Source organism: Rahnella sp. Larv3_ips, assembly GCF_003697865.1.
Taxonomy (GTDB): Bacteria; Pseudomonadota; Gammaproteobacteria; order Enterobacterales; family Enterobacteriaceae; genus Rahnella; species Rahnella rivi.
This window is the reverse complement of sequence record NZ_MJIB01000021.1, coordinates 712161-737427: the sequence shown is the minus strand read 5'-3', so window position 1 is coordinate 737427 and position 25267 is coordinate 712161. Positions and strand designations below refer to the sequence as shown.

The 25267-nt window shown below is 50.5% G+C and carries 20 protein-coding genes, 4 tRNA genes, 1 pseudogene and 1 riboswitch; of the genes and pseudogenes, 9 read left to right on the top strand and 16 right to left on the bottom strand.

The features are described 5' to 3' along the window. A pseudogene (nudC, locus tag ED901_RS25520) lies at positions 1-169 on the bottom strand (NAD(+) diphosphatase); the annotation flags it as partial. 104 nt (positions 170-273) lie between these two features. On the opposite strand from nudC, the gene ED901_RS22915 reads away from it, so the two are divergent. The 7 genes from ED901_RS22915 (at position 274) to thiH (ending at position 6597) form a co-directional block, all read left to right on the top strand. After that, positions 274-789 carry an Rsd/AlgQ family anti-sigma factor gene (locus tag ED901_RS22915; protein ID WP_056777988.1) on the top strand — a complete coding sequence of 172 codons (516 nt, stop codon included), beginning with the start codon at positions 274-276 and terminating at the stop codon, positions 787-789. A gap of 60 nt (positions 790-849) precedes the next feature. Continuing rightward, a riboswitch (TPP riboswitch) is annotated at positions 850-977 on the top strand. Between the two features lie 122 nt (positions 978-1099). Then, positions 1100-3052, top strand: a complete 1953-nt coding sequence (gene thiC, locus ED901_RS22910; protein WP_122097343.1) for a phosphomethylpyrimidine synthase ThiC — start codon at positions 1100-1102, stop codon at positions 3050-3052. Further along, positions 3049-3702: a thiamine phosphate synthase gene (gene thiE / locus ED901_RS22905; protein ID WP_122097342.1), complete on the top strand. Its 654-nt coding sequence runs from the start codon at positions 3049-3051 to the stop codon at positions 3700-3702. The genes thiC and thiE overlap by 4 nt, the downstream gene beginning before the upstream one ends. After that, positions 3695-4444: a HesA/MoeB/ThiF family protein gene (locus ED901_RS22900; RefSeq protein WP_122097341.1), complete on the top strand. Its 750-nt coding sequence runs from the start codon at positions 3695-3697 to the stop codon at positions 4442-4444. The genes thiE and ED901_RS22900 overlap by 8 nt, the downstream gene beginning before the upstream one ends. After that, entirely contained in the window at positions 4441-4641 is a 201-nt protein-coding gene (gene thiS / locus ED901_RS22895) for a sulfur carrier protein ThiS (protein WP_122097340.1), read from the top strand. The genes ED901_RS22900 and thiS overlap by 4 nt, the downstream gene beginning before the upstream one ends. Before the next feature lies 1 nt (position 4642). After that, positions 4643-5422: a thiazole synthase gene (locus tag ED901_RS22890; RefSeq protein ID WP_122097339.1), complete on the top strand. Its 780-nt coding sequence runs from the start codon at positions 4643-4645 to the stop codon at positions 5420-5422. Continuing rightward, the gene (gene thiH / locus ED901_RS22885; RefSeq protein ID WP_122097338.1) at positions 5419-6597 is read left to right on the top strand and encodes a 2-iminoacetate synthase ThiH; all 1179 of its coding nucleotides are present in this window, start codon (positions 5419-5421) and stop codon (positions 6595-6597) included. The genes ED901_RS22890 and thiH overlap by 4 nt, the downstream gene beginning before the upstream one ends. Positions 6598-6835: 238 nt before the next feature. On the opposite strand, the gene rpoC is transcribed toward thiH, so the two are convergent. From rpoC to ED901_RS22820, 13 genes are all read right to left on the bottom strand, one after another. Beyond that, positions 6836-11059 carry a DNA-directed RNA polymerase subunit beta' gene (gene rpoC, locus ED901_RS22880; protein WP_056777962.1) on the bottom strand — a complete coding sequence of 1408 codons (4224 nt, stop codon included), beginning with the start codon at positions 11057-11059 and terminating at the stop codon, positions 6836-6838. Between the two features lie 91 nt (positions 11060-11150). Beyond that, positions 11151-15179, bottom strand: coding sequence for a DNA-directed RNA polymerase subunit beta (gene rpoB, locus ED901_RS22875; protein WP_056777959.1), 4029 nt, complete (start codon positions 15177-15179; stop codon positions 11151-11153). Between the two features lie 330 nt (positions 15180-15509). Continuing rightward, complete coding sequence (gene rplL / locus ED901_RS22870; RefSeq protein ID WP_013577410.1) at positions 15510-15875, bottom strand: 50S ribosomal protein L7/L12; 366 nt, start codon at positions 15873-15875, stop codon at positions 15510-15512. Positions 15876-15941: 66 nt separating this feature from the next. Next, a complete protein-coding gene (rplJ, locus tag ED901_RS22865) occupies positions 15942-16439 on the bottom strand; it encodes a 50S ribosomal protein L10 (RefSeq protein WP_013577411.1) in 498 nt (165 codons plus the stop codon). Between the two features lie 331 nt (positions 16440-16770). Next, positions 16771-17475: a 50S ribosomal protein L1 gene (rplA, locus tag ED901_RS22860; protein ID WP_122097337.1), complete on the bottom strand. Its 705-nt coding sequence runs from the start codon at positions 17473-17475 to the stop codon at positions 16771-16773. A 3-nt stretch (positions 17476-17478) separates the two neighbouring features. Next, complete coding sequence (gene rplK, locus ED901_RS22855) at positions 17479-17907, bottom strand: 50S ribosomal protein L11 (protein WP_013577413.1); 429 nt, start codon at positions 17905-17907, stop codon at positions 17479-17481. A 170-nt stretch (positions 17908-18077) separates the two neighbouring features. Beyond that, positions 18078-18623 (bottom strand): transcription termination/antitermination protein NusG, encoded by a 546-nt coding sequence (gene nusG / locus ED901_RS22850; protein ID WP_056777953.1) that lies wholly within the window; start codon positions 18621-18623, stop codon positions 18078-18080. Next, entirely contained in the window at positions 18624-19007 is a 384-nt protein-coding gene (secE, locus tag ED901_RS22845; protein WP_034794996.1) for a preprotein translocase subunit SecE, read from the bottom strand. Between the two features lie 255 nt (positions 19008-19262). Next, complete coding sequence (gene tuf / locus ED901_RS22840; protein WP_122097336.1) at positions 19263-20447, bottom strand: elongation factor Tu; 1185 nt, start codon at positions 20445-20447, stop codon at positions 19263-19265. A gap of 108 nt (positions 20448-20555) precedes the next feature. Continuing rightward, positions 20556-20631 (bottom strand) — tRNA-Thr (locus tag ED901_RS22835). 7 nt (positions 20632-20638) lie between these two features. Continuing rightward, positions 20639-20713: transfer RNA gene (locus tag ED901_RS22830), tRNA-Gly, on the bottom strand. Positions 20714-20843: 130 nt separating this feature from the next. Beyond that, positions 20844-20928 (bottom strand) — tRNA-Tyr (locus ED901_RS22825). A 19-nt stretch (positions 20929-20947) separates the two neighbouring features. Next, positions 20948-21023: transfer RNA gene (locus ED901_RS22820), tRNA-Thr, on the bottom strand. Between the two features lie 383 nt (positions 21024-21406). Here ED901_RS22820 and ED901_RS22815 point away from each other — a divergent pair. Continuing rightward, the gene (locus ED901_RS22815; RefSeq protein ID WP_122097590.1) at positions 21407-21913 is read left to right on the top strand and encodes a GNAT family N-acetyltransferase; all 507 of its coding nucleotides are present in this window, start codon (positions 21407-21409) and stop codon (positions 21911-21913) included. A 236-nt stretch (positions 21914-22149) separates the two neighbouring features. Then, a complete protein-coding gene (coaA, locus tag ED901_RS22810; RefSeq protein ID WP_122097335.1) occupies positions 22150-23100 on the top strand; it encodes a type I pantothenate kinase in 951 nt (316 codons plus the stop codon). 43 nt (positions 23101-23143) lie between these two features. Here the strand turns inward: coaA and birA are convergent, their stop codons facing one another. Both birA and murB read right to left on the bottom strand, forming a co-directional pair. Continuing rightward, positions 23144-24103 (bottom strand): bifunctional biotin--[acetyl-CoA-carboxylase] ligase/biotin operon repressor BirA, encoded by a 960-nt coding sequence (birA, locus tag ED901_RS22805; protein ID WP_122097334.1) that lies wholly within the window; start codon positions 24101-24103, stop codon positions 23144-23146. Beyond that, on the bottom strand, positions 24100-25137 hold the full coding sequence (murB, locus tag ED901_RS22800) for a UDP-N-acetylmuramate dehydrogenase (RefSeq protein WP_122097333.1): 1038 nt from the start codon (positions 25135-25137) through the stop codon (positions 24100-24102). The genes birA and murB overlap by 4 nt, the downstream gene beginning before the upstream one ends. Between the last annotated feature and the right edge of the window lie 130 nt (positions 25138-25267).

The window sequence follows — 25267 nt, the reverse complement described above, 5'->3', positions numbered from 1 at the left end:
CCAGCCAGCCCGGCTCGCCCTGCCACTCGCCAATCTGGCGTGCCGTTTTGCCGGTCAGAGAGAATTGCGTTGCACTGCCAAACGGCAGTTCACCTTCAGGCAGCCATAGCTTGCCTTCATGGCTGATGACCCACCAGCCGTTATGTTGCTCTGTGATCTGTAATTCCATAATTGTTGTTGCATAACCTCGACGAGACTGACAATCTGAGACAGAAATTTAACATTAGTAACCTTCACATTTTGGTTACTTTTTTATCGCTCACGGAGTCAACCATGCTAAATCGTCTGGAAAGACTGACCCAACGCGTTGGTGGCAGTAATGAGTTAGTAGACCAATGGCTTCACGCGCGCAAAGAACTGCTGGTTGCATACTGCACACTGGTCGGTCTGAAACCCAATAAAGAAAAACATACCCCACTGAATGAAAAAGCGCTGGATAACTTTTGTCATAATCTGGTGGACTATCTCTCTGCCGGCCATTTCCATCTTTATCAGCGGATAATCGATGAAGTCGCCAGCGCAGGCAGCTCAGTTAAATCACAAGCTGCCAAAATATACCCTGCGCTGGAGCTGAACACTGAAACTATCATGGCTTTCCATGACAGTTACACAGAAAATGATATTGATGATGACAATGCTTTCGCCTTCCATTATGCATTATCCGATATTGGTGAAGCGTTGGATGCGCGTTTTCAGCTTGAAGATCAATTAATTATCCTGGCATTTGATCCGGTCGATGGCACACCTTTACCGCCTGCCAACGACGATCATCTCGCCAGACCGGCTTAAGCCGTTTGAAGTTTAGACCCTGCGAAGGGTTGTAGTTTTATCATCGGCCTCCTATATTGAGGCTTCTTGTCGGAGTGCCTAGCGCATAATTTTCCTCACGGAGATTACGCCAGGCTGAGACCGTTAATTCGGGATCCGCGGAACCTGATCGGGTTAGTACCCGCGAAGGGAACAAGAGTAATGTTATGCGTTTTGCGCGATTTGGCATCAGCCTGCATCAGGCCGCCTGCGCTAAACCGCCCATTTTTACTCCTGCCGTAAACCTCCAGACAAGCAATTTTCCATCACGTTTTTTTGCGAGGAATTTGCTATGTCGAGTACCCAAAAACCCGTTATTTCTGAAAAGAAACCCTCTAGTCGCCGTGAACAACGTGCGCAGGCACAGTCGTTTATCGACAGCCTGCAGGGCGAAGCCTTTCCTAATTCCCGACGTATTTATCTGCAAGGCTCTCGCGCTGATATCCGCGTGCCGATGCGTGAAATACAGCTCAGTCCGACGCTGACAGGCGGCGGCAAAGACAATCCAAAGTACGAAGAGAACGAAGCCATCCCGGTGTATGAAACGGCCGGGCCTTATGGCGACCCGGAAGCGTCCATCGACGTACATGCCGGGCTGGCAAAATGCCGCGCCAGCTGGATCGCCGACCGGGCAGATACCGAAGAACTTCCGCAGGTCAGCTCCGGTTTTACCCAGCAACGTCTGGCCGATGACGGATTGGATCACCTGCGCTTCGAACTTCTGCCGCGCCCGCGAAAAGCCATGTCGGGTAAAAATGTTACGCAGCTGCATTACGCGCGAAAAGGCATCATTACCCCTGAAATGGAATTCATCGCTATTCGCGAAAATATGGGCCGCGAGCGGATCCGCGGTGAAGTATTGCGGCAGCAACATCCGGGTGAAAGTTTCGGTGCGCATCTTCCTGCCAATATCACGCCGGAGTTTGTACGTCAGGAAGTCGCCGCCGGTCGCGCGATTATTCCCGCCAATATCAATCATCCCGAATCAGAGCCAATGGTCATTGGCCGAAACTTCCTGGTGAAGGTTAACGCTAATATCGGCAACTCCGCAGTGACGTCATCTATCGAAGAAGAAGTCGAGAAGCTGGTGTGGTCGACACGCTGGGGCGCAGACACGGTGATGGATCTCTCCACCGGTCGCTACATCCACGAAACCCGTGAGTGGATCCTGCGTAACAGCCCGGTGCCCATTGGTACAGTGCCGATTTATCAGGCGCTGGAGAAAGTGAACGGCGTTGCCGAAGACCTCAACTGGGAAATGTTCCGCGATACGCTCCTGGAGCAGGCCGAACAAGGCGTCGATTACTTCACTATCCATGCAGGTGTATTACTGCGTTATGTGCCGATGACAGCCAAACGGCTGACCGGGATTGTATCGCGCGGCGGTTCGATTATGGCGAAATGGTGCCTTTCCCATCATCGCGAAAGTTTCCTGTTTGAGCATTTCCGCGAAATCTGCGAAATCTGCGCCGCCTATGATGTGTCTCTTTCACTGGGCGATGGGCTGCGTCCGGGTTCAATTCAGGATGCGAATGACGAAGCGCAATTCGCTGAATTACGCACGCTGGGCGAGCTGACCAAAATTGCCTGGGAATATGACGTGCAGGTGATGATCGAAGGGCCGGGGCATGTCCCCATGCAGATGATCCGCCGCAATATGACCGAAGAACTTGAGCACTGCCACGAAGCACCTTTCTATACGCTGGGGCCTCTGACCACCGATATCGCACCGGGTTATGACCATTTCACCTCCGGGATTGGTGCGGCAATGATTGGCTGGTTCGGCTGCGCCATGCTGTGTTATGTCACGCCGAAAGAACATCTCGGTCTGCCGAACAAAGAAGACGTTAAGCAGGGTCTGATTACCTACAAAATCGCAGCGCACGCCGCCGATTTAGCTAAAGGTCATCCGGGCGCGCAAATCCGTGATAATGCCATGTCGAAGGCGCGGTTCGAATTCCGCTGGGAAGATCAGTTTAACCTCGCGCTCGATCCGGCAACGGCTCGTGCCTATCACGATGAAACATTGCCGCAGGAATCCGGCAAAGTCGCACACTTCTGCTCGATGTGCGGTCCGAAATTCTGCTCCATGAAAATCACACAGGAAGTGCGCGATTACGCCGCCGCACTGGAAGCTCAGGCGCAGCCGGTTGAGATCGTGGAATCAGGTATGGCTCAGATGTCTGCTGAATTCCGTTCACGAGGCAGTGAGCTTTACCACCCTGCCACGGAGATCAACAAATGAATCCGTCCGCTCAGTCTTTTCCAGCCGTTCCCTTTCATCTCGGTTTATATCCGGTCGTTGATACCGTGGAATGGATTGCCCGCCTGCTGGAGGCGGGCGTTAAAACGCTGCAACTGCGGGTGAAAGACTTACCCGATGAGGAAGTCGAACCGGCGATTATCGAGGCCATCGCGCTGGGGAAAAAATATCAGGCGCGGTTATTCATCAATGATTACTGGCGACTGGCAGTAAAACATCAGGCATACGGTGTGCATCTCGGGCAGGAGGATCTGGACACTGCCGATTTGCCGGCCATTTATCAGGCCGGTTTGCGCCTGGGCGTTTCGACGCATGACGACGCAGAACTGGCGCGTGCCGTGGCGGTCAACCCTTCTTACATCGCTCTCGGGCATATCTTTCCGACACAAACCAAAGATATGCCGTCTGCCCCGCAGGGTCTGGCAGAACTGACCCGACACATTAAGCAACTCGACGGCAGTTTTCCGACGGTAGCCATCGGTGGTATCAGCATTGAACGCGCGCCGTCGGTTCTCGATTGCGGTGTCGGCAGCATCGCCGTGGTCAGCGCGATTACCCAGGCGGCAGACTGGCGAGCCGCCACCGCCGAACTGCTGGCCTTATGCGCCAGCAAGGTGCCGGAAGATGCTTAACGATGCGGCTTTTATGCGCTACAGCCGCCAGCTGATGCTGGAGGAATTCGGCCCGCAGGCGCAGGAAAAATTGCAGGCCGCTAAAGTGCTGATTGTCGGGCTTGGCGGTTTGGGCTCTCCCGCCGCCTTGTATCTGGCGGCGGCGGGCGTGGGCACGCTGTTTCTGGCCGATGACGATCAGGTCCATCTCACTAATCTGCAAAGACAAATTCTTTACCGTACGGCAGATCTGGATCAGCCCAAAGCCACAGTGGCAAAGCGCGAATTGCTACGCCTTAATCCGTTATGTGAAATCATTGCTCTCACTGAGAGGCTGACCGGGGAGGCATTGCAGCAGGCCGTAGCGGGTGCCGATGTCGTTTTGGATTGCAGCGACAACATGGAAACCCGACACGCGGTCAACAAAGCCTGCGTGGATACCGGCAAAACGTTAATCAGCGGCAGTGCCGTCGGATTCAGCGGGCAGTTACTGGTCATTCAGACACCCTACGCGCATGGCTGTTATGCCTGTCTCTATCCGGATCGGGAAACCGTGCAACGTAACTGCCGCACTTCCGGCGTGCTTGGCCCGGTCGTTGGCACCATCGGCACGTTACAGGCGCTGGAAGCCCTGAAAATACTGGCGGGGTTGCCCAGCACATTGAACGGGAAGCTGCGGCTGTTCGACGGTAAAACGCAAAACTGGCGTTCGCTGCAACTTACACGGTCATCCGGCTGTGCCGTCTGCGGAGGCCACGCGTGAACATTTTCGTCAATGATGAATCACACCCGTTCAGTCAGCCGCTCACTTTACTCACCCTGCTCAATGAGCTGACGTTAAATCCTGCCGGCTGCGCGCTGGCGGTTAATCAGGTCATTATTCCGCGGGATAGCTGGTCGTCTCACTTACTGAAAGACGGCGATGAAATTTTGCTCTTTCAGGCCATTGCCGGAGGATGACATGTTAAAAATTGCTGATACCACCTTCACCTCGCACCTGTTCACGGGAACAGGAAAATTTGCCAGCGCCACGCTGATGCAACAGGCACTGGCGGCGTCCGGTTCTCAGCTGGTGACGATGGCGATGAAACGCGTGGACCTTCGCCGTGGCGGAGATGACATCCTTGCGCCGCTGCAACAGCTTGGTGTCCGTTTGCTGCCCAATACTTCCGGGGCCAAAACGGCAGAAGAAGCCGTATTTGCCGCGCAACTGGCAAGAGAAGCCCTGGGGACGAACTGGATAAAACTGGAAATTCATCCCGATGTAAAATATCTGCTGCCCGATGCCGTTGAAACGCTGAAAGCCGCAGAGACGTTGGTGAAACAAGGATTCGTGGTATTGCCGTATTGCAGCGCGGACCCGGTGCTGTGCAAGCGTCTGGAGGAAGCGGGTTGCGCCGCCGTTATGCCACTCGGTGCGCCGATCGGTTCCAATCAGGGGCTGCAAACCCGCGAGTTTCTGCACATTATCATCGAGCAGTCGCGGATTCCGGTGGTCGTCGATGCAGGAATTGGTGCGCCGAGCCAGGCCGCCGAAGCGCTGGAAATGGGGGCTGATGCGGTACTGGTCAATACTGCGATTGCCGTCGCTGGCGATCCGGTCGTGATGGCAACAGCCTTCCGCCTGGCGGTTGAGGCAGGCGTGATCGCCCGACAAAGCGGTTTAGGTGGCAGACAGCGACACGCCAGCGCATCCAGCCCGCTGACCGGTTTCCTCACAACCCCGCAGGCGGCGTCATGAGCAACTTTACGGATATCTGGTCAACGCTCGACTGGGATGATCTTTCCCTGCGTATCAACAGTAAAACCACACGTGATGTCGAACGGGCGCTCAGCCGGAATAAGATCGACCGGGAAGATTTTATGGCGCTGATTTCTCCGGCAGCGCTGCCTTATCTCGAACCTATGGCGCAACGCGCGCAACAGCTCACGCGCCAGCGGTCCGGCAATACGGTGAATTTCTTCGCGCCGCTGTATTTATCCAATCTTTGCGCCAACGAATGTACGTATTGCGGCTTTTCGATGAGCAACAAAATCAAACGTAAAACGCTGGATGAAGATGAAATCAGGCGGGAATGTGAAGCGCTGAATACGCTGGGCTTCAAACATCTGTTGCTGGTCACTGGCGAACATAAAGGGAAAGTCGGCATGGACTATTTTCGCCGTCATTTCCCCATGATCAGAAGTCATTTCGATTCGCTGATGATCGAGGTTCAGCCGCTGCAACAGGAAGAATATGCCGAGCTGAAAACGCTGGGGCTGGACGGCGTGTTGGTTTATCAGGAAACCTATCACGCGCCGACCTATGCCTTGCATCATCTGCGCGGGCAGAAGCAGGATTTCTTCTGGCGGCTGGAAACACCGGACCGGCTCGGTCAGGCGGGGATCGATAAAATCGGGCTGGGCGCGCTGTTCGGGCTTTCAGGAAACTGGCGGACAGACAGTTATATGGTGGCGGAGCATTTGTTGTATCTGCAACAAACTTACTGGCAAAGCCGCTATTCCGTGGCGTTTCCGAGATTGCGCCCATGTACCGGCGGAATCGAACCGGCCTCGCTGCTGGAAGAAAATCAGCTGGTACAACTGATTTGCGCATTCAGGATGCTTGCTCCCGACGTCGAGCTTTCCTTGTCGACACGTGAATCGCCCTACTTTCGCGATCACGTCATTCCACTGGCGATCAACACCGTCAGCGCCGGATCGAAAACGCAGCCAGGCGGGTATGCTGACGATCATCCTGAACTGGAACAATTCGCGCCTCATGACAATCGCTCGCCGCAAAGTGTGGCTGCCGCATTAACTCTGGCAGGGCTTCAGCCGGTGTGGAAAGACTGGGACAGTTTTTTGGGGCGCGCCTCGCAGGAAAATGTCGGTAGAAAGCAAACCGGTAATCTCTCAGGAATGCGAATTCCATAAACCGTTTTTGCCTCTCGCGCATCTCTGGCGGGAGTATTACTGTGCGTTTGCCGCTGCACATTCGCAACCGGCCGGCGCCATTCATCCCGGCGCTGCTTCCAAAACAGCCGGAACAGAGTATCTGTCCAGTACCCTGTTCCGGCACCTCTTTGACTCCCTCAACATCATCTTCACTGATTTCAGGCAAAAAAAAACCGCTCCCTAAGGAGCGGCTTTAATGCGTTTCGACAGAAGACGATTACTCGTCGTTGCTGTTACCGAAACCTGCGTTCAGAAGTTCAGCCAGGTTAGCCGTTGCTTCATCCGCGCTTACCTGCGGTACAACTGGCACTTCACCCTGTGCTTTACGACGAGCACGTTCCTGATGGTAAGAGTAACCGGTACCGGCTGGGATCAGACGACCCACGATAACGTTCTCTTTCAGGCCACGCAGTTCATCACGCTTACCGGCAACTGCCGCTTCGGTAAGAACGCGCGTGGTTTCCTGGAACGACGCAGCGGAGATGAAGGATTCGGTCGCCAAAGATGCTTTGGTGATACCGAGCAGGTCACGGCTGAATGTTGCCGTGATTTTGCCTTCAGCTTCCAGCTTACGGTTAGCGATTTTAACGCGAGACATTTCTGCCTGCTCGCCTTCCAGGAAGTCTGTGCCACCAGCGCTAACGATGGTGCCTTTACGCAACATCTGACGAACGATAACTTCGATGTGTTTATCGTTAATCTTAACGCCTTGCAGACGGTAAACTTCCTGCACTTCGTTGGTGATGTAGCGGGTAACCGCGTGAACACCACGAAGACGCAGAATGTCGTGCGGAGACTCAGGGCCGTCGGATACGACGTCACCACGTTCCACAATTTCGCCTTCGAACACGTTCAGCTGGCGCCATTTCGGGATCATTTCTTCGTAAGCATCGCTGCCATCCAACGGAGAAATTACCAGACGACGTTTGCCTTTGGTTTCTTTACCGAAGGAGATGATCCCGCTGATTTCAGCAAGGATGGCAGGCTCTTTCGGACGACGTGCTTCGAACAGGTCAGCAACGCGTGGCAGACCACCGGTGATGTCCTTGGTACCGCCGGATTCCTGAGGAATACGCGCCAGGGTGTCACCAGAGTGGATCTGCGTACCATCTTCCAACTGAACAATCGCTTTACCTGGCAGGAAGTATTGAGCAGGCATATCTGTACCTGGGATCAATACGTCGTCGCCTTTAGCATCAACGATTTTCAGTGCCGGACGCAGGTCTTTACCGCTACCGGTACGCTCTGCAGAATCCAGAACCACCAGAGAAGACAAACCGGTCAGGTCATCTGTCTGACGTGTAATGGTCTGAGTATCAACCATATCGGCAAAGCGAATGAAACCACTCACTTCACTGATAACTGGCATGGTGTGCGGATCCCAGTTAGCAACGGTTTCGCCGCCGTTAACAGATGCGCCATCACCTTTGCCCATCACGGAACCGTAAGGCACTTTATAGCTTTCTTTGGTACGACCGAATTCGTCGATCAATTTCAGCTCAGTGTTACGGGAAGTGATAACCAGTTTGCCGTTAGAGTTGCTAACGTGCTTGTGGTTGCTCAGTTTAATGGTACCGGTGTTCTTAACCTGAATGCTGGATTCTGCTGCCGCACGAGATGCCGCACCACCGATGTGGAACGTACGCATCGTCAGCTGGGTACCCGGCTCACCGATGGACTGTGCTGCAATAACACCGATCGCTTCACCTTTGTTGATGATGTGACCACGTGCCAGGTCGCGACCGTAGCAGTTTGCACACACACCAAAGTCAGTTTCGCAACTTACGACTGAACGTACTTTCACGCTGTCGACGGAGTTCTCTTCTAACAGATCACACGTCTTCTCGTGAAGCAGGGTGTTACGTGGAACCAGGATATCCGCCGTACCCGGCTTGAGGATATCTTCTGCAGTCACACGACCCAGTACACGTTCACGCAGTGGTTCTTTAACGTCGCCACCTTCGATGACCGGAGTCATCATGATGCCTTCGTGAGTTCCACAGTCGTCTTCGGTCACAACCAGATCCTGCGCCACGTCAACCAGACGACGGGTCAGATAACCGGAGTTAGCCGTTTTCAGTGCGGTATCCGCCAAGCCTTTACGCGCACCGTGAGTAGAGATGAAGTACTGGAGTACGTTCAGACCTTCACGGAAGTTCGCGGTGATTGGCGTTTCAATGATGGAACCATCTGGTTTCGCCATCAGGCCACGCATACCGGCCAGCTGACGAATCTGTGCAGCAGAACCACGCGCACCGGAGTCGGCCATCATAAAGATACTGTTGAAGGAAACCTGCTGTTCAACAACACCGTCACGGTTGACGACGTCTTCAACAGACAAGTTTTCCATCATTGCCTTAGCAACACGTTCGTTGGCCGCAGCCCAGATGTCGATCACTTTGTTATAGCGTTCGCCAGCAGTTACCAGACCAGACTGGAACTGTTCCTGGATTTCAGCAACTTCGGTTTCTGCTTCTTCGATGATCTCTGCTTTCTTCGCAGGGATTACCATGTCATCGATACCGACTGACGCGCCTGAACGGGCAGCGTAAGCAAAACCGGTATACATGATCTGGTCAGCAAAAATAACGGTCGGCTTCAGGCCCAAAATGCGGTAACAGGTGTTCAGCATTTTGGAGATAGCTTTTTTGCCCAGAGGCTGGTTGACGATGGAGAACGGCAGACCTTTAGGTACGATCATCCAAAGGATGGCGCGACCTACAGTCGTGTCGATAATCGACGTCTTGTGCGTAACTTCGCCTTCGGTATTTTTGATCTCTTCAGTGATACGCACTTTGACACGCGCATGCAAAGAGGCCAAACCGGCGCGGTAAATACGCTCAGCTTCTTTAGGACCGGTCAGAACCATGCCTTCGCCTTTGGCGTTAACACAGTCACGGGTCATGTAATACAGACCCAATACAACGTCCTGAGAAGGAACGATGATTGGCTCGCCGTTCGCAGGTGACAGGATGTTGTTGGTAGACATCATCAACGCACGCGCTTCCAGCTGAGCTTCCAGCGTCAACGGTACGTGAACAGCCATCTGGTCACCATCGAAGTCGGCGTTATATGCCGCACAAACCAGCGGATGCAGCTGAATTGCTTTACCTTCGATCAGAACCGGTTCAAACGCCTGGATACCCAAACGGTGCAGGGTTGGTGCACGGTTCAGCAGTACCGGGTGTTCGCGGATAACTTCGTCCAGGATATCCCAAACGACAGCTTCTTCGCGCTCAACCATTTTCTTCGCGGCTTTGATGGTGGTGGCCAGGCCACGCAGTTCCAGCTTGCCGTAAATGAACGGTTTGAACAGTTCCAGTGCCATTTTCTTCGGCAGACCACACTGGTGCAGACGCAGGTATGGACCTACGGTGATAACGGAACGACCAGAGTAGTCGACACGTTTACCCAGCAAGTTCTGACGGAAACGACCCTGTTTACCTTTAATCATGTCTGCCAGAGATTTCAGCGGACGCTTGTTAGAGCCGGTGATTGCACGACCGCGACGGCCGTTATCCAGCAAAGCATCTACCGCTTCTTGCAGCATACGTTTTTCGTTACGTACGATGATGTCTGGCGCAGCCAGATCCAGCAGGCGTTTCAGACGGTTGTTACGGTTGATAACGCGACGATACAGATCGTTCAGATCCGACGTAGCGAAACGGCCGCCGTCCAACGGAACCAATGGACGCAAGTCTGGCGGCAGTACCGGCAGCACGGTCAGGATCATCCACTCTGGTTTGTTACCAGACTGAACGAACGCTTCCAGCAGCTTGATACGCTTGGTCAGCTTTTTACGTTTGGTTTCGGAGTTAGTTTCGTTCAACTCTTCACGCAGTTGCTCGCACTCTGCTTCCAGATCCATGTTTTTCAACAGGGCCTGAATAGCTTCCGCACCCATCTTCGCGTCGAACTCATCACCAAACTCTTCCAACGCATCCAGATACTGCTCTTCAGTCAGGATCTGGCGTTTTTCGAGGTTAGTCATGCCGCCTTCGATAACCACATAGGATTCGAAGTACAGAACACGTTCGATGTCACGCAGTGGCATATCCAACAGCAAACCGATGCGCGATGGCAGCGATTTCAGGAACCAGATGTGTGCAGTCGGGGAAGCCAGTTCTATGTGGCCCATACGCTCACGGCGTACTTTAGTCTGGGTCACTTCAACGCCGCACTTCTCGCAGATCACGCCGCGATGTTTTAAACGCTTGTACTTACCGCACAGGCATTCGTAGTCTTTTACTGGTCCGAAGATACGGGCACAGAAAAGGCCGTCACGTTCTGGTTTGAACGTACGGTAGTTAATGGTTTCTGGCTTCTTAACTTCACCAAAAGACCAAGAACGGATCATGTCTGGCGATGCCAGAGCAATTTTGATCGCATCAAACTCTTCGGTCTTAGTTTGCGCTTTCAGAAACTTTAGTAAGTCTTTCACGGATTGGCTCCCGTCGGGTTAGACCTGTTAGGCACCTGCTGTCTATTGCTAAACAGGCAGGTGCCCCTGTGATCAATGCGAATTCGAGTACTTACTCGTCTTCCAGCTCGATGTTGATACCCAGAGAGCGGATTTCTTTCAACAATACGTTGAAGGATTCCGGCATGCCTGGTTCCATCCGGTGATCGCCATCCACGATGTTTTTATACATCTTGGTACGGCCGTTCACGTCATCGGACTTAACAGTCAGCATTTCCTGCAGGGTATACGCGGCACCGTATGCTTCCAGTGCCCATACTTCCATCTCACCGAAGCGCTGACCACCGAACTGAGCTTTACCACCCAGCGGCTGCTGAGTAACGAGGCTGTAAGAACCGGTAGAACGCGCGTGCATTTTATCGTCAACCAGGTGGTTCAGTTTCAGCATGTACATGTAGCCGACGGTAACCTGGCGCTCGAATTGCTCGCCGGTACGGCCGTCAAACAGTGTGATCTGGCCAGAGGTTGGGATTCCGCCCATTTCAAGCAATTGCTTGATCTCTGTCTCTTTCGCACCGTCGAAGACTGGTGTTGCGATTGGCATACCTTTTTTCAGGTTCTCAGCCAGACGCAATACTTCGTCATCGGTAAAGGTGGTCAGATCCACTTTCTGACGTACGTCGTCGCCCAGATCATAGGCACGCTGGATGAACTCGCGCAGCTTAGAAACTTCTTCATGTTTCTTCAGCATGGCATTGATTTTTTCACCAATACCCTTCGCAGCCATACCCAGGTGGGTTTCTAAAATCTGACCAATGTTCATACGTGATGGAACGCCCAGCGGGTTCAGTACGATATCAACAGGAGTTCCGTTTTCATCGTAAGGCATATCTTCGATCGGGTTGATCTTGGAGATAACACCTTTGTTACCGTGGCGGCCTGCCATTTTGTCACCAGGTTGGATCTGACGTTTAACGGCCAGATACACTTTAACGATTTTCAGCACACCTGGTGCCAGGTCATCGCCCTGAGTGATCTTACGACGCTTAGCTTCGAGTTTTTTCTCAAACTCGGATTTCAGTTCGTCGTACTGTTCAGCAAGCTGTTCCAACTGATTCTGTTTGTCTTCGTCAGTCAGTGACAGTTCTAACCAACGATCGCGAGGCAATTTGCCCAGCTTGTCAGCTTCAACACCGCCAGCAACCAGCGCAGACTGGATACGTGCAAACAGACCAGCTTCCAGAATTTGCAGCTCTTCAGTCAGGTCTTTCTTAGCCTGTTTCAGCTGCATTTCTTCGATTTCTAACGCACGTTTGTCTTTTTCCACGCCATCGCGGGTGAAGACCTGAACGTCAATAATCGTACCGGAAACGCCGTTTGGTACACGCAGAGAAGAGTCTTTAACGTCAGACGCTTTCTCACCAAAGATCGCACGCAGCAGTTTCTCTTCTGGCGTCAGCTGGGTTTCACCTTTAGGCGTCACCTTACCAACCAGAATGTCACCACCGGTCACTTCAGCACCGATATAAACGATACCGGATTCATCCAGTTTAGAGAGTGCAGCTTCACCCACGTTCGGGATGTCTGCAGTGATCTCTTCAGGCCCTAACTTGGTGTCGCGGGACACACATGCCAGTTCCTGGATATGGATAGTGGTGAAGCGGTCTTCCTGCACTACACGTTCGGAGACCAAGATGGAGTCTTCGAAGTTGTAACCGTTCCAAGGCATGAACGCGACACGCATGTTCTGACCCAGTGCCAGTTCGCCCAGATCTGTTGACGGACCATCTGCCAGCACGTCGCCGCGCTCGATAGGTTCGCCCAAATTCACACACGGCATCTGATTGATGCAGGTGTTCTGGTTAGAACGGGTGTACTTAGTCAGGTTATAAATGTCGATACCTGCTTCGCCTGGATTCATCTCATCTTCGTTTACACGAATAACGATACGGGATGCATCCACGTACTGAACTGTACCACCGCGTTTAGCTACGGCAGTAACACCGGAGTCAACCGCAACAGCACGTTCCATACCAGTACCTACCAGCGGCTTATCAGCACGCAGAGTTGGAACTGCCTGACGTTGCATGTTCGCACCCATCAATGCACGGTTGGCGTCATCGTGTTCCAGGAATGGAATCAGAGAAGCACCAACGGAGACGATCTGCTGGGTGGAAACGTCCATGTAGTCAACCTGATCGCGGCTAAACAGGCTTGATTCGCCTTTGCTACGACAAGTGACTAAATCTTCCAGGAAGTGGCCTTCGTCATCCAGGTTGGAGTTCGCCTGAGCGATAACAAAGTTGCCTTCTTCGATGGCAGACAGGTAGTTAATTTCATCGGTAACCATACCTTCACGCACACGGCGGTAAGGGGTTTCCAGGAAACCATACTCATTGGTCTGTGCATACACAGACAAGGAGTTGATCAGACCGATGTTTGGACCTTCTGGCGTTTCGATTGGACATACGCGACCGTAGTGCGTCGGGTGTACGTCTCGAACTTCAAAGCCAGCACGTTCACGGGTCAAACCGCCCGGGCCCAATGCAGAGATACGACGTTTGTGCGTAATCTCAGACAACGGGTTGTTCTGGTCCATAAATTGTGACAGCTGGCTTGAACCGAAGAACTCTTTCACCGCAGCCGAAATTGGCTTCGCGTTGATCATGTCCTGAGGCATCAGGGTATCGAGGTCACCAAGAGACAGACGCTCTTTAACAGCACGCTCAACACGAACCAAACCTACACGGAATTGGTTTTCAGCCATTTCGCCGACAGAACGAATACGACGGTTGCCCAAGTGGTCAATATCATCCACTTCGCCCTGGCCGTTACGAATGCCGATCAGCTTTCTCATGACCTGGATGATGTCGTCTTTGCTCAGGATACCTGAACCTTCGATTTCATCACGCAGCAGAGAACGGTTGAACTTCATACGACCTACAGCAGACAGGTCGTAACGATCTTCGGAGAAGAACAGGTTCTCGAACAGAGTTTCAGCTGCTTCACGCGTTGGTGGTTCACCAGGACGCATCATGCGATAGATCTCAACCAGCGCGCTCAAGCGATCGCTGGTTGGGTCGACGCGGATTGTCTCGGACATGTACGCGCCATGGTCGAGATCGTTGGTGAACAGCGTTTCAATGGTTTTGTGTCCGGCCTGGCTCAGTTTAGCCAGTAAATCCAGAGACAATTCCATATTCGCAGGAACAATCAGCTCACCGGTATTGGTGTCGATGTAGTCTTTAGCAACTACTTTCCCTGCGATGTACTCAACAGGAACTTCGATGCGCTGAATGTCGTCTTTTTCAAGCTGACGAATATGGCGGGCAGTGATACGGCGGCCTTTCTCGATATAGACTTTGCCGTCAGCTTCGATATCAAACGAGGCTGTTTCACCACGCAGGCGCTCAGGTACCAGCTCCATCTGCAACTTGTTGTCGCGGATCTGGTAAGTCACCTTTTCAAAGAACAGGTCAAGGATCTGCTCTGTGGTATAGCTTAATGCACGCAGAATGATGGTCGCTGGCAATTTACGGCGACGGTCAATACGTACAAACAGGTTATCTTTCGGGTCAAACTCGAAATCTAACCATGAACCGCGATAAGGGATGATACGTGCGTTGTACAGCACTTTACCCGAGGAGTGGGTTTTACCCTTATCACTGTCGAAGAATACACCTGGACTACGGTGAAGCTGAGATACGATAACCCTCTCAGTACCGTTAATCACAAAGGTACCATTTTCGGTCATGAGCGGAATTTCGCCCATATAGACTTCTTGTTCCTTGATGTCTTTGACCGTACCTTCTGGTGCCTCACGCTCGTAGATAACCAGACGCAGTTTCACACGCAATGGCGCGGAGAAAGTTACACCACGGATCTGGCATTCTTTAACGTCGAATACTGGCTCACCAAGACGGTAGCTAACGTATTGCAGCTCAGAATTGCCGCTGTAGCTTTTGATAGGAAATACAGAACGGAATGCAGCTTCCAAACCGTGCTGGCCTTCCGGATCTTGCTCGATAAACTTCTGGAACGAGTCAAGCTGGATAGAAAGGAGAAAGGGAATGTCCAAAACTTGTGGACGCTTACCAAAATCCTTACGAATGCGTTTTTTCTCGGTATAGGAGTAAACCATAGGGTTCCTCAGCTCGCTGATCAGTGACCCAATCTTGTCTGCCCTGAGAAGGACAGTTCATGCAACACCGTTTATGTCGATCGGAAAGCAGAAACGCTTTCCGCAATATCTGTTTCTATCACTCTTAAATCATTTCGTTGTGCATTATCTATGGATGAGCCATAGCAAGCGGCATCAATATATTAAGGCGTCTCAAGAAGAGATATTAGAGTAGTTCAGTGCTCAAACAGTGTGAAACACCACTGACACTCTATAGCGCAAAAAGGCTGGTGACTAAAAAGTCACCAGCCATCAGTCTGTTAGGACAGACTGCACTCCGGGAAGTTAAACTTACTTAACTTCAACAGAAGCACCAGCTTCTTCCAGAGATTTTTTCAGAGCTTCAGCGTCGTCTTTGCTGATGCCTTCTTTCAGAGCTGCTGGAGCAGACTCAACCAGGTCTTTTGCTTCTTTCAGACCCAGGCCAGTCGCGGTACGAACAGCTTTGATAACTGCAACTTTGTTCGCGCCAACAGCAGCCAGAACAACGTCGAACTCAGTTTTTTCTTCAACAGCTTCAGCAGCAGCAGCAGGACCTGCAACAGCAGCAGCAGCAGAAACGCCGAATTTTTCTTCCATAGCGGAGATCAGTTCAACGATTTCCATTACAGACAGAGCTGCAACGCCTTCAATGATTTGTTCTTTAGTGATTGACATTTCAAGTGTTCCTAGAATTCAGAAATAGTTTATACGTAAGCAAATGAACGAGATAAAAAAGGCTGATTAAGCAGCTTCTTTCTGATCGCGTACAGCAGCCAGAGTGCGAACCAATTTGCCTGCAGAGGCTTCTTTCATGGTTGCCATCAGGCGTGCGATTGCTTCTTCGTAAGTAGGCAGAGTTGCCAAGCGGTCGATTTGAGCCGCAGAGATAAACTCACCTTCAAAGGCCGCAGCTTTAACCTCAAATTTTGCATTCGCTTTAGCGAAATCTTTGAACAGACGGGCAGCAGCGCCTGGGTGTTCAGTAGAGAATGCAATCAAGGTTGGACCGACAAACGTGTCTTTCAGGCACTCAAACTGAGTACCTTCTACGACGCGACGCATCAAGGTGTTACGAACAACACGCATGTAAACGCCAGCTTCACGACCTGCTTTACGCAGTTCAGTCATTTTATCTACAGTTACGCCACGGGAATCCGCAACAACCGCAGACAGCGCGCCTTTGGCTACTTCGATGACTTCAGCAACAATCGCTTGTTTGTCTTGAAGATTTAATGCCATTAGCTTTTTGCTCCTGGATTTAGCCGGGGAAAATCCCCGGAACTCACATCACTTGTTATCGAGATCGATATCAAGCGTTCAAACACGGTGAGCAGAGAATCCAGCAAAGACAAATCTTAATTAATAATAAAAAAGAAATACTTTCTTCAGGCTCTGTCACCGTCTACGCAGGAAGGATTAAGTCCCTTACGGGACACCTGCGGTCTTGGACGGAGGCCTGGATAGGCCAGGCTCCAACCGAAAAATTCTTGGTTTCGCATTAACGAAACAACGGGCGATAGATTCTATACAAATCCACCACCCGCGTAAAGCGATAAACACAGGTAGTTAATTAGTTAACTACTGCGCTCAGGCCGCTTTGATCAACAGCAACACCAGCGCCCATTGTAGTGGACAGGCTTACTTTCTTGATGAAAACGCCTTTAGCCTGGGAAGGCTTCGCTTTTTTCAGCGCGATCAGCAGAGCTTCAAGGTTTTCTTTCAGCTTGTCTGACTCGAAATCAACCTTACCGATAGTGGTATGGATGATGCCGTTTTTGTCGTTACGATAACGAACCTGACCTGCTTTAGCGTTCTTAACCGCTTCAGCAACGTTAGGAGTTACAGTACCAACTTTCGGGTTAGGCATCAGGCCGCGTGGACCCAGTACCTGACCTAATTGGCCAACAACGCGCATTGCATCTGGAGATGCGATAACAACGTCGAAGTTCATTTCGCCTTTTTTGATCTGATCAGCCAGATCTTCCATGCCTACCAGTTCAGCGCCTGCAGCTTTAGCAGCTTCAGCGTTAGCACCTTGAGCGAAGACGGCAACGCGAACAGAACGACCGGTGCCGTGTGGCAGAACGGTTGCACCGCGAACGTTTTGATCAGATTTACGTGCGTCGATGCCGAGGTTAACGGCAACGTCCACGCTTTCTACGAATTTAGCAGTGGCCAGCTCTTTGAGCAGAGCAACGGCTTCGGTGATGTCATACTGTTTAGTAGCATCAACTTTGTCACGGATCACGCGCATGCGCTTGGTCAGCTTAGCCATCTATTAATCCTCCACTACCAGGCCCATGGAACGAGCAGTACCTTCGATGGAGCGAGTCATCGCTTCAACGTCAGAACCAGTCATGTCCGCAGCTTTGGTTTCTGCGATTTCACGAACCTGAGCACTCGTTACTTTACCCACTTTGTCTTTGTTCGGCTTGCCGGAACCAGACTTGATACCAGCCGCTTTCTTCAGCAGTACTGCTGCAGGAGGGGTTTTGGTAACAAAAGTGAAAGAACGGTCAGAATAAACAGTAATAACAACAGGAATTGGCAGGCCTTTTTCCATGCTATCAGTCTTAGCATTGAACGCCTTACAGAATTCCATGATGTTCACGCCTTGTTGACCCAGAGCTGGACCAACTGGCGGACTTGGGTTTGCCATACCAGCTGCAACTTGCAGCTTAACGTAGGCTTGTACTTTCTTGGCCATGGTAAATATCCTCGTTTGGGTGATATCGCCTGTTTGAAGAGGCTCCCCGTTATTTGTAGTACTTTACAGTTTTACGCGCAGAGGCTGCACATAAAAACAAAAGGCGCGAAATTATAGTTCAATTTCGCGCCCTGTACAACATCTGTTCTAATGATTATAGAACGCTGTTGTTAGCCTTTTTCAACCTGACCGAAGTCCAGTTCAACCGGTGTTGCACGGCCAAAGATGGAAACAGACACTTTCAGGCGGCTTTTTTCGTAATCGACTTCTTCAACCACACCATTAAAGTCTGCAAACGGCCCGTCACTAACACGTACCAGCTCACCTGGTTCAAACAATGTTTTAGGACGTGGTTTATCACCGACTTGTTGCAGGCGGTTCATGATCGCATCAACTTCTTTATCGCTGATTGGAGCAGGACGGTCAGATGTCCCACCAATGAAGCCCATCACGCGAGGAACGCTGCGAACTAAGTGCCAGCTGGCGTCATTCATCACCATCTGAACCAGCACATAGCCAGGGAAGAACTTGCGCTCGCTCTTGCGACGCTGGCCACCACGGATCTCAACCACTTCTTCGGTTGGAACCATGACTTCGCCAAACAGCTCTTCCATGTCATGTAACTTGATGTGCTCACGCAGCGATTGCGCTACGCGGCCTTCAAAGCCGGAAAACGCCTGAACGACGTACCAACGTTTTTTAGGTGCTTCAGACATTTAGAACCTCAGACCAGTAATGAAAGATACCAGGCGGACTAAAATTCCATCCAGCCCCCACAGAATCAGAGACATAACGGCAGTCACCGCAGCAACGATCAGTGTGGTATGCAATGTTTCCTGGCGCGTTGGCCAAATGACTTTACGTACTTCGGTGCGCGCTTCACGAGCAAACGCAACCGTCGCTTTGCCTTTAGTGGTCAATAATGCCACTGCGCCTGCAATTGCGATAATAACAACTACAGCTAACGCGCGTAACGGCAGGCTGTATGCACGGTAATAATAGTTACCGACAATTGCTACAACCAACAAAACGGCAACAACCAGCCACTTTACCGCTTCCAGGCCGCGCCCGCTCCCTTGAGCCTCGGTATTCGCACTCATAAACCAACCCGTCGCAATGATTCAGAACAAACAACTTTGCCTCGCATTGCGAGGCAAACCAAACCGATCGATGCTCTACTTGAGCGCAATTCGGTGTTTTACGCTATATCTCAGAGCCTATCTCACCAATGATTATGACGTATAAATCGCTGATGAGATAGGTTCTCGCGCCACAGCGTAGAAAAAAGGGCATCGAATGATGCCCTTTTAGTGTGTATTGCGTCAACGTATAGTGACAAAAAAGTCTATCGACAATTAAGCGATAACTTTAGCAACAACACCTGCACCTACAGTACGGCCGCCTTCACGGATTGCGAAACGTAGACCGTCATCCATCGCGATTGGGTGGATCAGAGTAACAACCATGTTCACGTTGTCACCAGGCATTACCATCTCAACGCCTTCTGGCAGTTCGATAGTACCGGTCACGTCAGTTGTACGGAAGTAGAACTGTGGACGGTAGCCTTTGAAGAATGGAGTATGACGACCACCTTCTTCTTTGCTCAGGATGTACACTTCGGAATCAAACTTAGTGTGTGGTTTGATTGAACCTGGTTTAGCCAGAACCTGACCACGTTCGATGTCTTCACGTTTGATACCACGCAGCAGAACACCAACGTTCTCACCAGCACGGCCTTCGTCCAGCAGTTTGCGGAACATTTCAACGCCGGTACAAGTAGACTTAACAGTGTCCTTGATACCCACGATTTCAACTTCTTCGCCCACTTTAACGATACCGCGCTCTACACGACCGGTAACAACTGTACCACGGCCGGAGATGGAGAATACGTCTTCGATTGGCAGCAGGAACGGCTTATCGATAGCACGCTCTGGCAATGGAATGTAGCTGTCCAGTGCTTCTGCCAGTTCGATGATTTTCGCTTCCCAAGTTGCATCGCCTTCCAGTGCTTTCAGCGCTGAACCTTTGATGACCGGGATGTCGTCGCCTGGGAATTCGTAAGCAGAAAGAAGTTCACGAACTTCCATTTCTACCAGTTCCAGCAACTCTTCATCATCAACCATGTCGCATTTGTTCATGAACACGATCATGAATGGAACGCCAACCTGGCGACCCAGCAGGATGTGCTCACGGGTCTGAGGCATAGGGCCATCAGTTGCAGCAACAACCAGGATAGCGCCGTCCATCTGAGCAGCACCGGTGATCATGTTTTTCACGTAGTCGGCGTGCCCTGGGCAGTCAACGTGCGCGTAGTGACGAGTCGGGGTGTCATATTCAACGTGTGAAGTGTTGATGGTGATACCACGAGCTTTTTCTTCTGGTGCGTTATCGATCTGGTCGAATGCGCGTGCAGAACCGCCGTAGGTTTTAGCCAGAACGGTGGTGATTGCTGCAGTCAGGGTAGTTTTACCGTGGTCGACGTGGCCGATAGTACCAACGTTAACGTGCGGTTTGTTACGTTCAAATTTTTCTTTAGACATCGATTGTCCCTCTAAGACACGGTTAAATCGGTGGTATCACCACATCAACCAAGCATTTGCTTGACGAATTAGTTTACAGAAAGAAAATCAGGAGGGAGGATTTGGAAGTGGTGCTGATAGGCAGATTCGAACTGCCGACCTCACCCTTACCAAGGGTGCGCTCTACCAACTGAGCTATATCAGCACATACTTGGAGCGGGCAGTGGGAATCGAACCCACATCATCAGCTTGGAAGGCTGAGGTAATAGCCATTATACGATGCCCGCGTCCTGGAACTCGGCTACCTAATTTTTCTGAAGAACTCGAAGACGGGGAAAAGGACGTGAGACACTTAATTCCTCACCTTCTCTTAAAGAGACCAGGTCACTCTAAGTTGCCTCATTGCTAAGGCCTGTATGGTGGTGGGGGAAGGATTCGAACCTTCGAAGTCGATGACGGCAGATTTACAGTCTGCTCCCTTTGGCCGCTCGGGAACCCCACCTAATTGTTAAGTACTTGAATGGTGCCGGCACCAAGAGTCGAACTCGGGACCTACTGATTACAAGTCAGTTGCTCTACCAACTGAGCTATGCCGGCATCAAGTGCTGCGCATTCTATGGAGACTTTACGGGGTATGCAACTAAAAAATTGCATGATTTGCTTCTTCGCTCATGTTTTATTCAAAAAATAGGGTTTTTCTAACTTTTACGCTTCACAAGAGCCAAATAAAGACCCAATACGCCTCCCGGGCCGGCACAGAAATGACGATCCTTACTGGTGTCAATATCCCTCTGCGATGTAAAAATCTTCCTCACTAAACAAATATCAACCACATGCACCAGATTGGAACTTTTGCTTCATGGGTGAGCATTAAAGAATTTCTGCAGTCCCCTTTCGCCACGTATCAAAGGATTTCTTAGATGGCGTGTCTTTTGCATCATTCATTTGAATCTGCTGAATTGCCATTTGAGAGGTATACAATGAAAATTGTCATGCTTAATGCCGCTACATTACCTGTCTACCGCGATGAGCTCGCCCGATTGCTTATAGAAGCCAGTAAACAGGGGATCACTGCAGGCTTGCCCCCAACCTTCGAGCAGCAAGAAGCGGAAAATGTTTTTCACGATTTACGCCCTGCGATCTCACATAACGAATTGTTACTTTGGATTGCCCGGGATGAGCAAGGCGTAACGGGCACTGTGCTTCTTAACCTGGTCCGTTCGCAAGAATCTTCGCATCATGCTGAAGTCAGTGCTTTGTTGGTCTGCTCGCGAGTAAGAAGGAGTGGTGTAGGTCGTCTATTGTTGCGTGAATCAGAAATTAAGGCGCAAGTTTTACGGTATACAATGCTCTCTTCGGACATGCAATCGGGCACCGCTGCAGAAGCCTTTTATCGTTCACAGGGTTATCGCTGTGCGCAATGCAAGACCTCGACGGATTATCGCAGAAGGAATGAAGTGGTCTATTACAAACAACTTCAACCGTAACTTGCTCCTGTTTTTTCTTTGAATCCCTGCGGGGAGCATGGCCGCATGCTTCGTCATTGTTCTAGTGGGTTTACATGACTTTCTCAAAAAATTTTTAACTCAATCAAAGAAATCGTTAAGTTATAAGAAAAAGATCTCCCCTGAAAACGAAGCTGTCTATAATATGCTGCTGGTTTACTGTCTGGAGTTGGCGTGAACGCCTTTCCTGACCTGCGCTAACAGGCAGACTTTAACTTATGAAAAAAAGTGCCCCATCTTTGGCAACGCCTTACCTGCAGTTCGATCGTGCACAGTGGGCTGCTCTACGCGATTCAGTTCCATTAACGCTCAAAGAAGCGGAAGTGGTGAACCTTAAAGGTATCAACGAGGATTTATCTCTCGAGGAAGTCGCACAAATTTATTTGCCGCTTTCGCGTCTTCTTAATTTCTATATCAGTTCAAATCTTCGCCGTCAGGCTGTGCTTGAGCAATTCCTGGGAACCGATGGCCAGAAGATACCTTATGTCATCGGTATTGCTGGCAGTGTAGCAGTAGGGAAAAGCACTACAGCCCGTGTGCTTCAGGCGTTACTGAGTCGTTGGCCTGAGCATCGTTCCGTTGAACTCATCACTACGGATGGTTTTCTCTATCCCAATAAAACGCTGCAAGAGCGTGGGATCATGAAGAAGAAGGGATTCCCACAGTCTTACGATATGCATCAGTTGGTCAATTTTGTTTCTGAGGTAAAATCCGGAGCGAAGAGTGTCACCGCGCCGGTCTATTCACATTTAATTTATGATGTGATCCCCGAAGGAAATAAAGTCATCGAACAGCCTGACATTTTAATTCTCGAAGGCTTAAATGTTTTACAGAGCGGCATGGATTATCCTCATGATCCGCATCGTGTATTTGTCTCTGATTTTGTCGATTTTTCAATATACGTCGATGCGCCTGAGGATTTATTGCAGGGCTGGTATATCAATCGTTTCTTGAAATTCCGTCAGGGTGCGTTCTCTGATCCAGATTCTTATTTTCATCATTATGCAAAACTGCCGGAAGAAGAAGCGGTAAACATCGCCACGCAGTTATGGAATGAGATTAACGGACTGAATTTAAAAGAAAATATTCTTCCAACAAGAGAGCGGGCCAGTCTAATCCTGACGAAAAGCGCTAACCATGCCGTTGAACATGTAAGACTCAGAAAATAGTATAATAGACATTAAAAGGAGAGCTCAGGCTCTCCTTTTGATTTCACACGCCGCGCAGAGATATCTCACCACCTATATAAGGCTTAATTATACCCTCTTGCTCTAAAAGCAATGCACCTTGCTGATCAATGCCACGTTCAATACCGTGAATCTCCTGATCTCCAATCAGCAATTTTACCGGTCGGTCGAGAAAATTATCCAGTCCACGCCAGCGTATAATAAATGGAGCTAATCCTTCCTTTTCGAAATGCAATAATGCCGCGCGTAATTCTTTGAGCAGAGTTGCCGTTAGCTCATTTCGGTCTATATTAACACCCGCTTCCTGCAAGTTTATCCAGCCCTGATTAATTGTATCGGCAACCGGCTCGCGCATTTTAAGGTTTATACCAGCGCCAATAACCAACTGTGCCGCATCTCCGGTTTTACCTGTTAGTTCAACCAGGATCCCGGCTAACTTTCTGTCTTTCAGATAAAGATCATTTGGCCATTTTACGCGTACATCTTCAGCTCCCAGACGCTGAAGCACTTCTGCCATTACGATGCCAATAACCAGACTCAGCCCCATTGCTGCTGCTGGTCCTTGATCAAGCTTCCAGTACATCGACAGATAAAGATTACTGCCAAATGGGGAAAACCATTTTCTTCCACGACGCCCACGCCCTGCCTGCTGGTATTCAGCGACACAGGCATCACCGGAACTCAGTTCTGAAATCCGGTCGAGAAGATATTGATTTGTTGAGTCGATTACGGGCAGCACACTTACACGGCCAGCAGGGAGCATTGAAATAATCGTTGCTTCATCCAGCAACTGAATAGGATGCGGGAGACTGTAACCCTTACCGGGAACAGTGAAAATATCTACGCCCCAATCGCGTACCGTCTGGATATGCTTATTGATCGCGGCCCGGCTCATCCCCATCGCAGTGCCCAGTTGTTCACCGGAATGGAATTCCCCATCAGCTAAAATTGAGATCAAGTGCAGCGGAACGGTAATATCTTTCATGACAGAGCCTCCACGGCATTTACTTCACCACCGGCGGCGATAAATCGAACTTCAGGTTCCAGCCATATACCAAACTTTGCAGCAACAGAATCTCTCACGTGTTTTGCCAACGCACGAACATCCGCACTGCTTGCGTGATCCTTATTAATCAAGACAAGTGCCTGATTCTGATGAACAGCGGCACCGCCAATACTGAATCCTTTAAGATTCGCCTGCTCGACCAGCCAGCCCGCAGCCAGTTTTACCTGCCCGTTAGCCTGCGGGTAAGAGGGCATTGATGGGTATTCACGTTGGATCTTTTCCGCTACCACGGAATCAACAGTGGGATTTTTATAAAAACTCCCAGCGTTTCCAGTAATAGCGGGATCAGGCAGTTTACTCATGCGCATTGCGCATACTGAATCAAAAATCTCACGGGGAGTAACGCTGTGCGGATCTAAGCGCGTCAGATCACCATAGGTAAGCTTGGGTTGCCAATGCTTGGTTAGCCTGAACCCTACAGCGACAATGGCATAACCGTCTTTATAAGCATGTTTAAAAATGCTCTCACGGTATCCGAACTGACATTCTTCCGCCTTAAACTGTATGATCTCGCCACTATTCATGTTCAATACATCAACATATTGACAGACGTTTTGCAGTTCAATCCCATACGCTCCAATATTTTGTATGGGCGCAGAGCCAACGCAACCAGGTATTAAGGCAAGATTTTCCAGTCCGGGAATATTATGTTCAAGTGCGTAGCACACCAGTTCGTGCCAGTTTTCACCTGAGCCAACGTGTAACAACCATTCCTCTGAGTTTTCCGTTACTTCGATACCTTTTATTCTGTTCAATGCCACAGAACCGGAAAAGTCTTCAAGAAAAAGAACGTTGCTTCCCTCACCTAAAAGTAGAAATGGCTGATTCTTTTCTTTCGCCTTTTTCCATGTTTCAACTAACTGGGCAGTGCTATTGATATACGTTATTGCCGCAGCATGAGCTGCTATGGAAAAAGTATTGAGGGATTGAAGTGAGGTGCCGTCATTCGACATAACATATTACTCGTCAGTGACCTAATTACGCATAGTTTAACGTATTCGTTCATCAGCGGCGCAGCGTTTTGTGGTGAGAAACGAAGCATAAAAAACAGGAGGCCGAATAAACGGGCGCCGCCATTCCCTG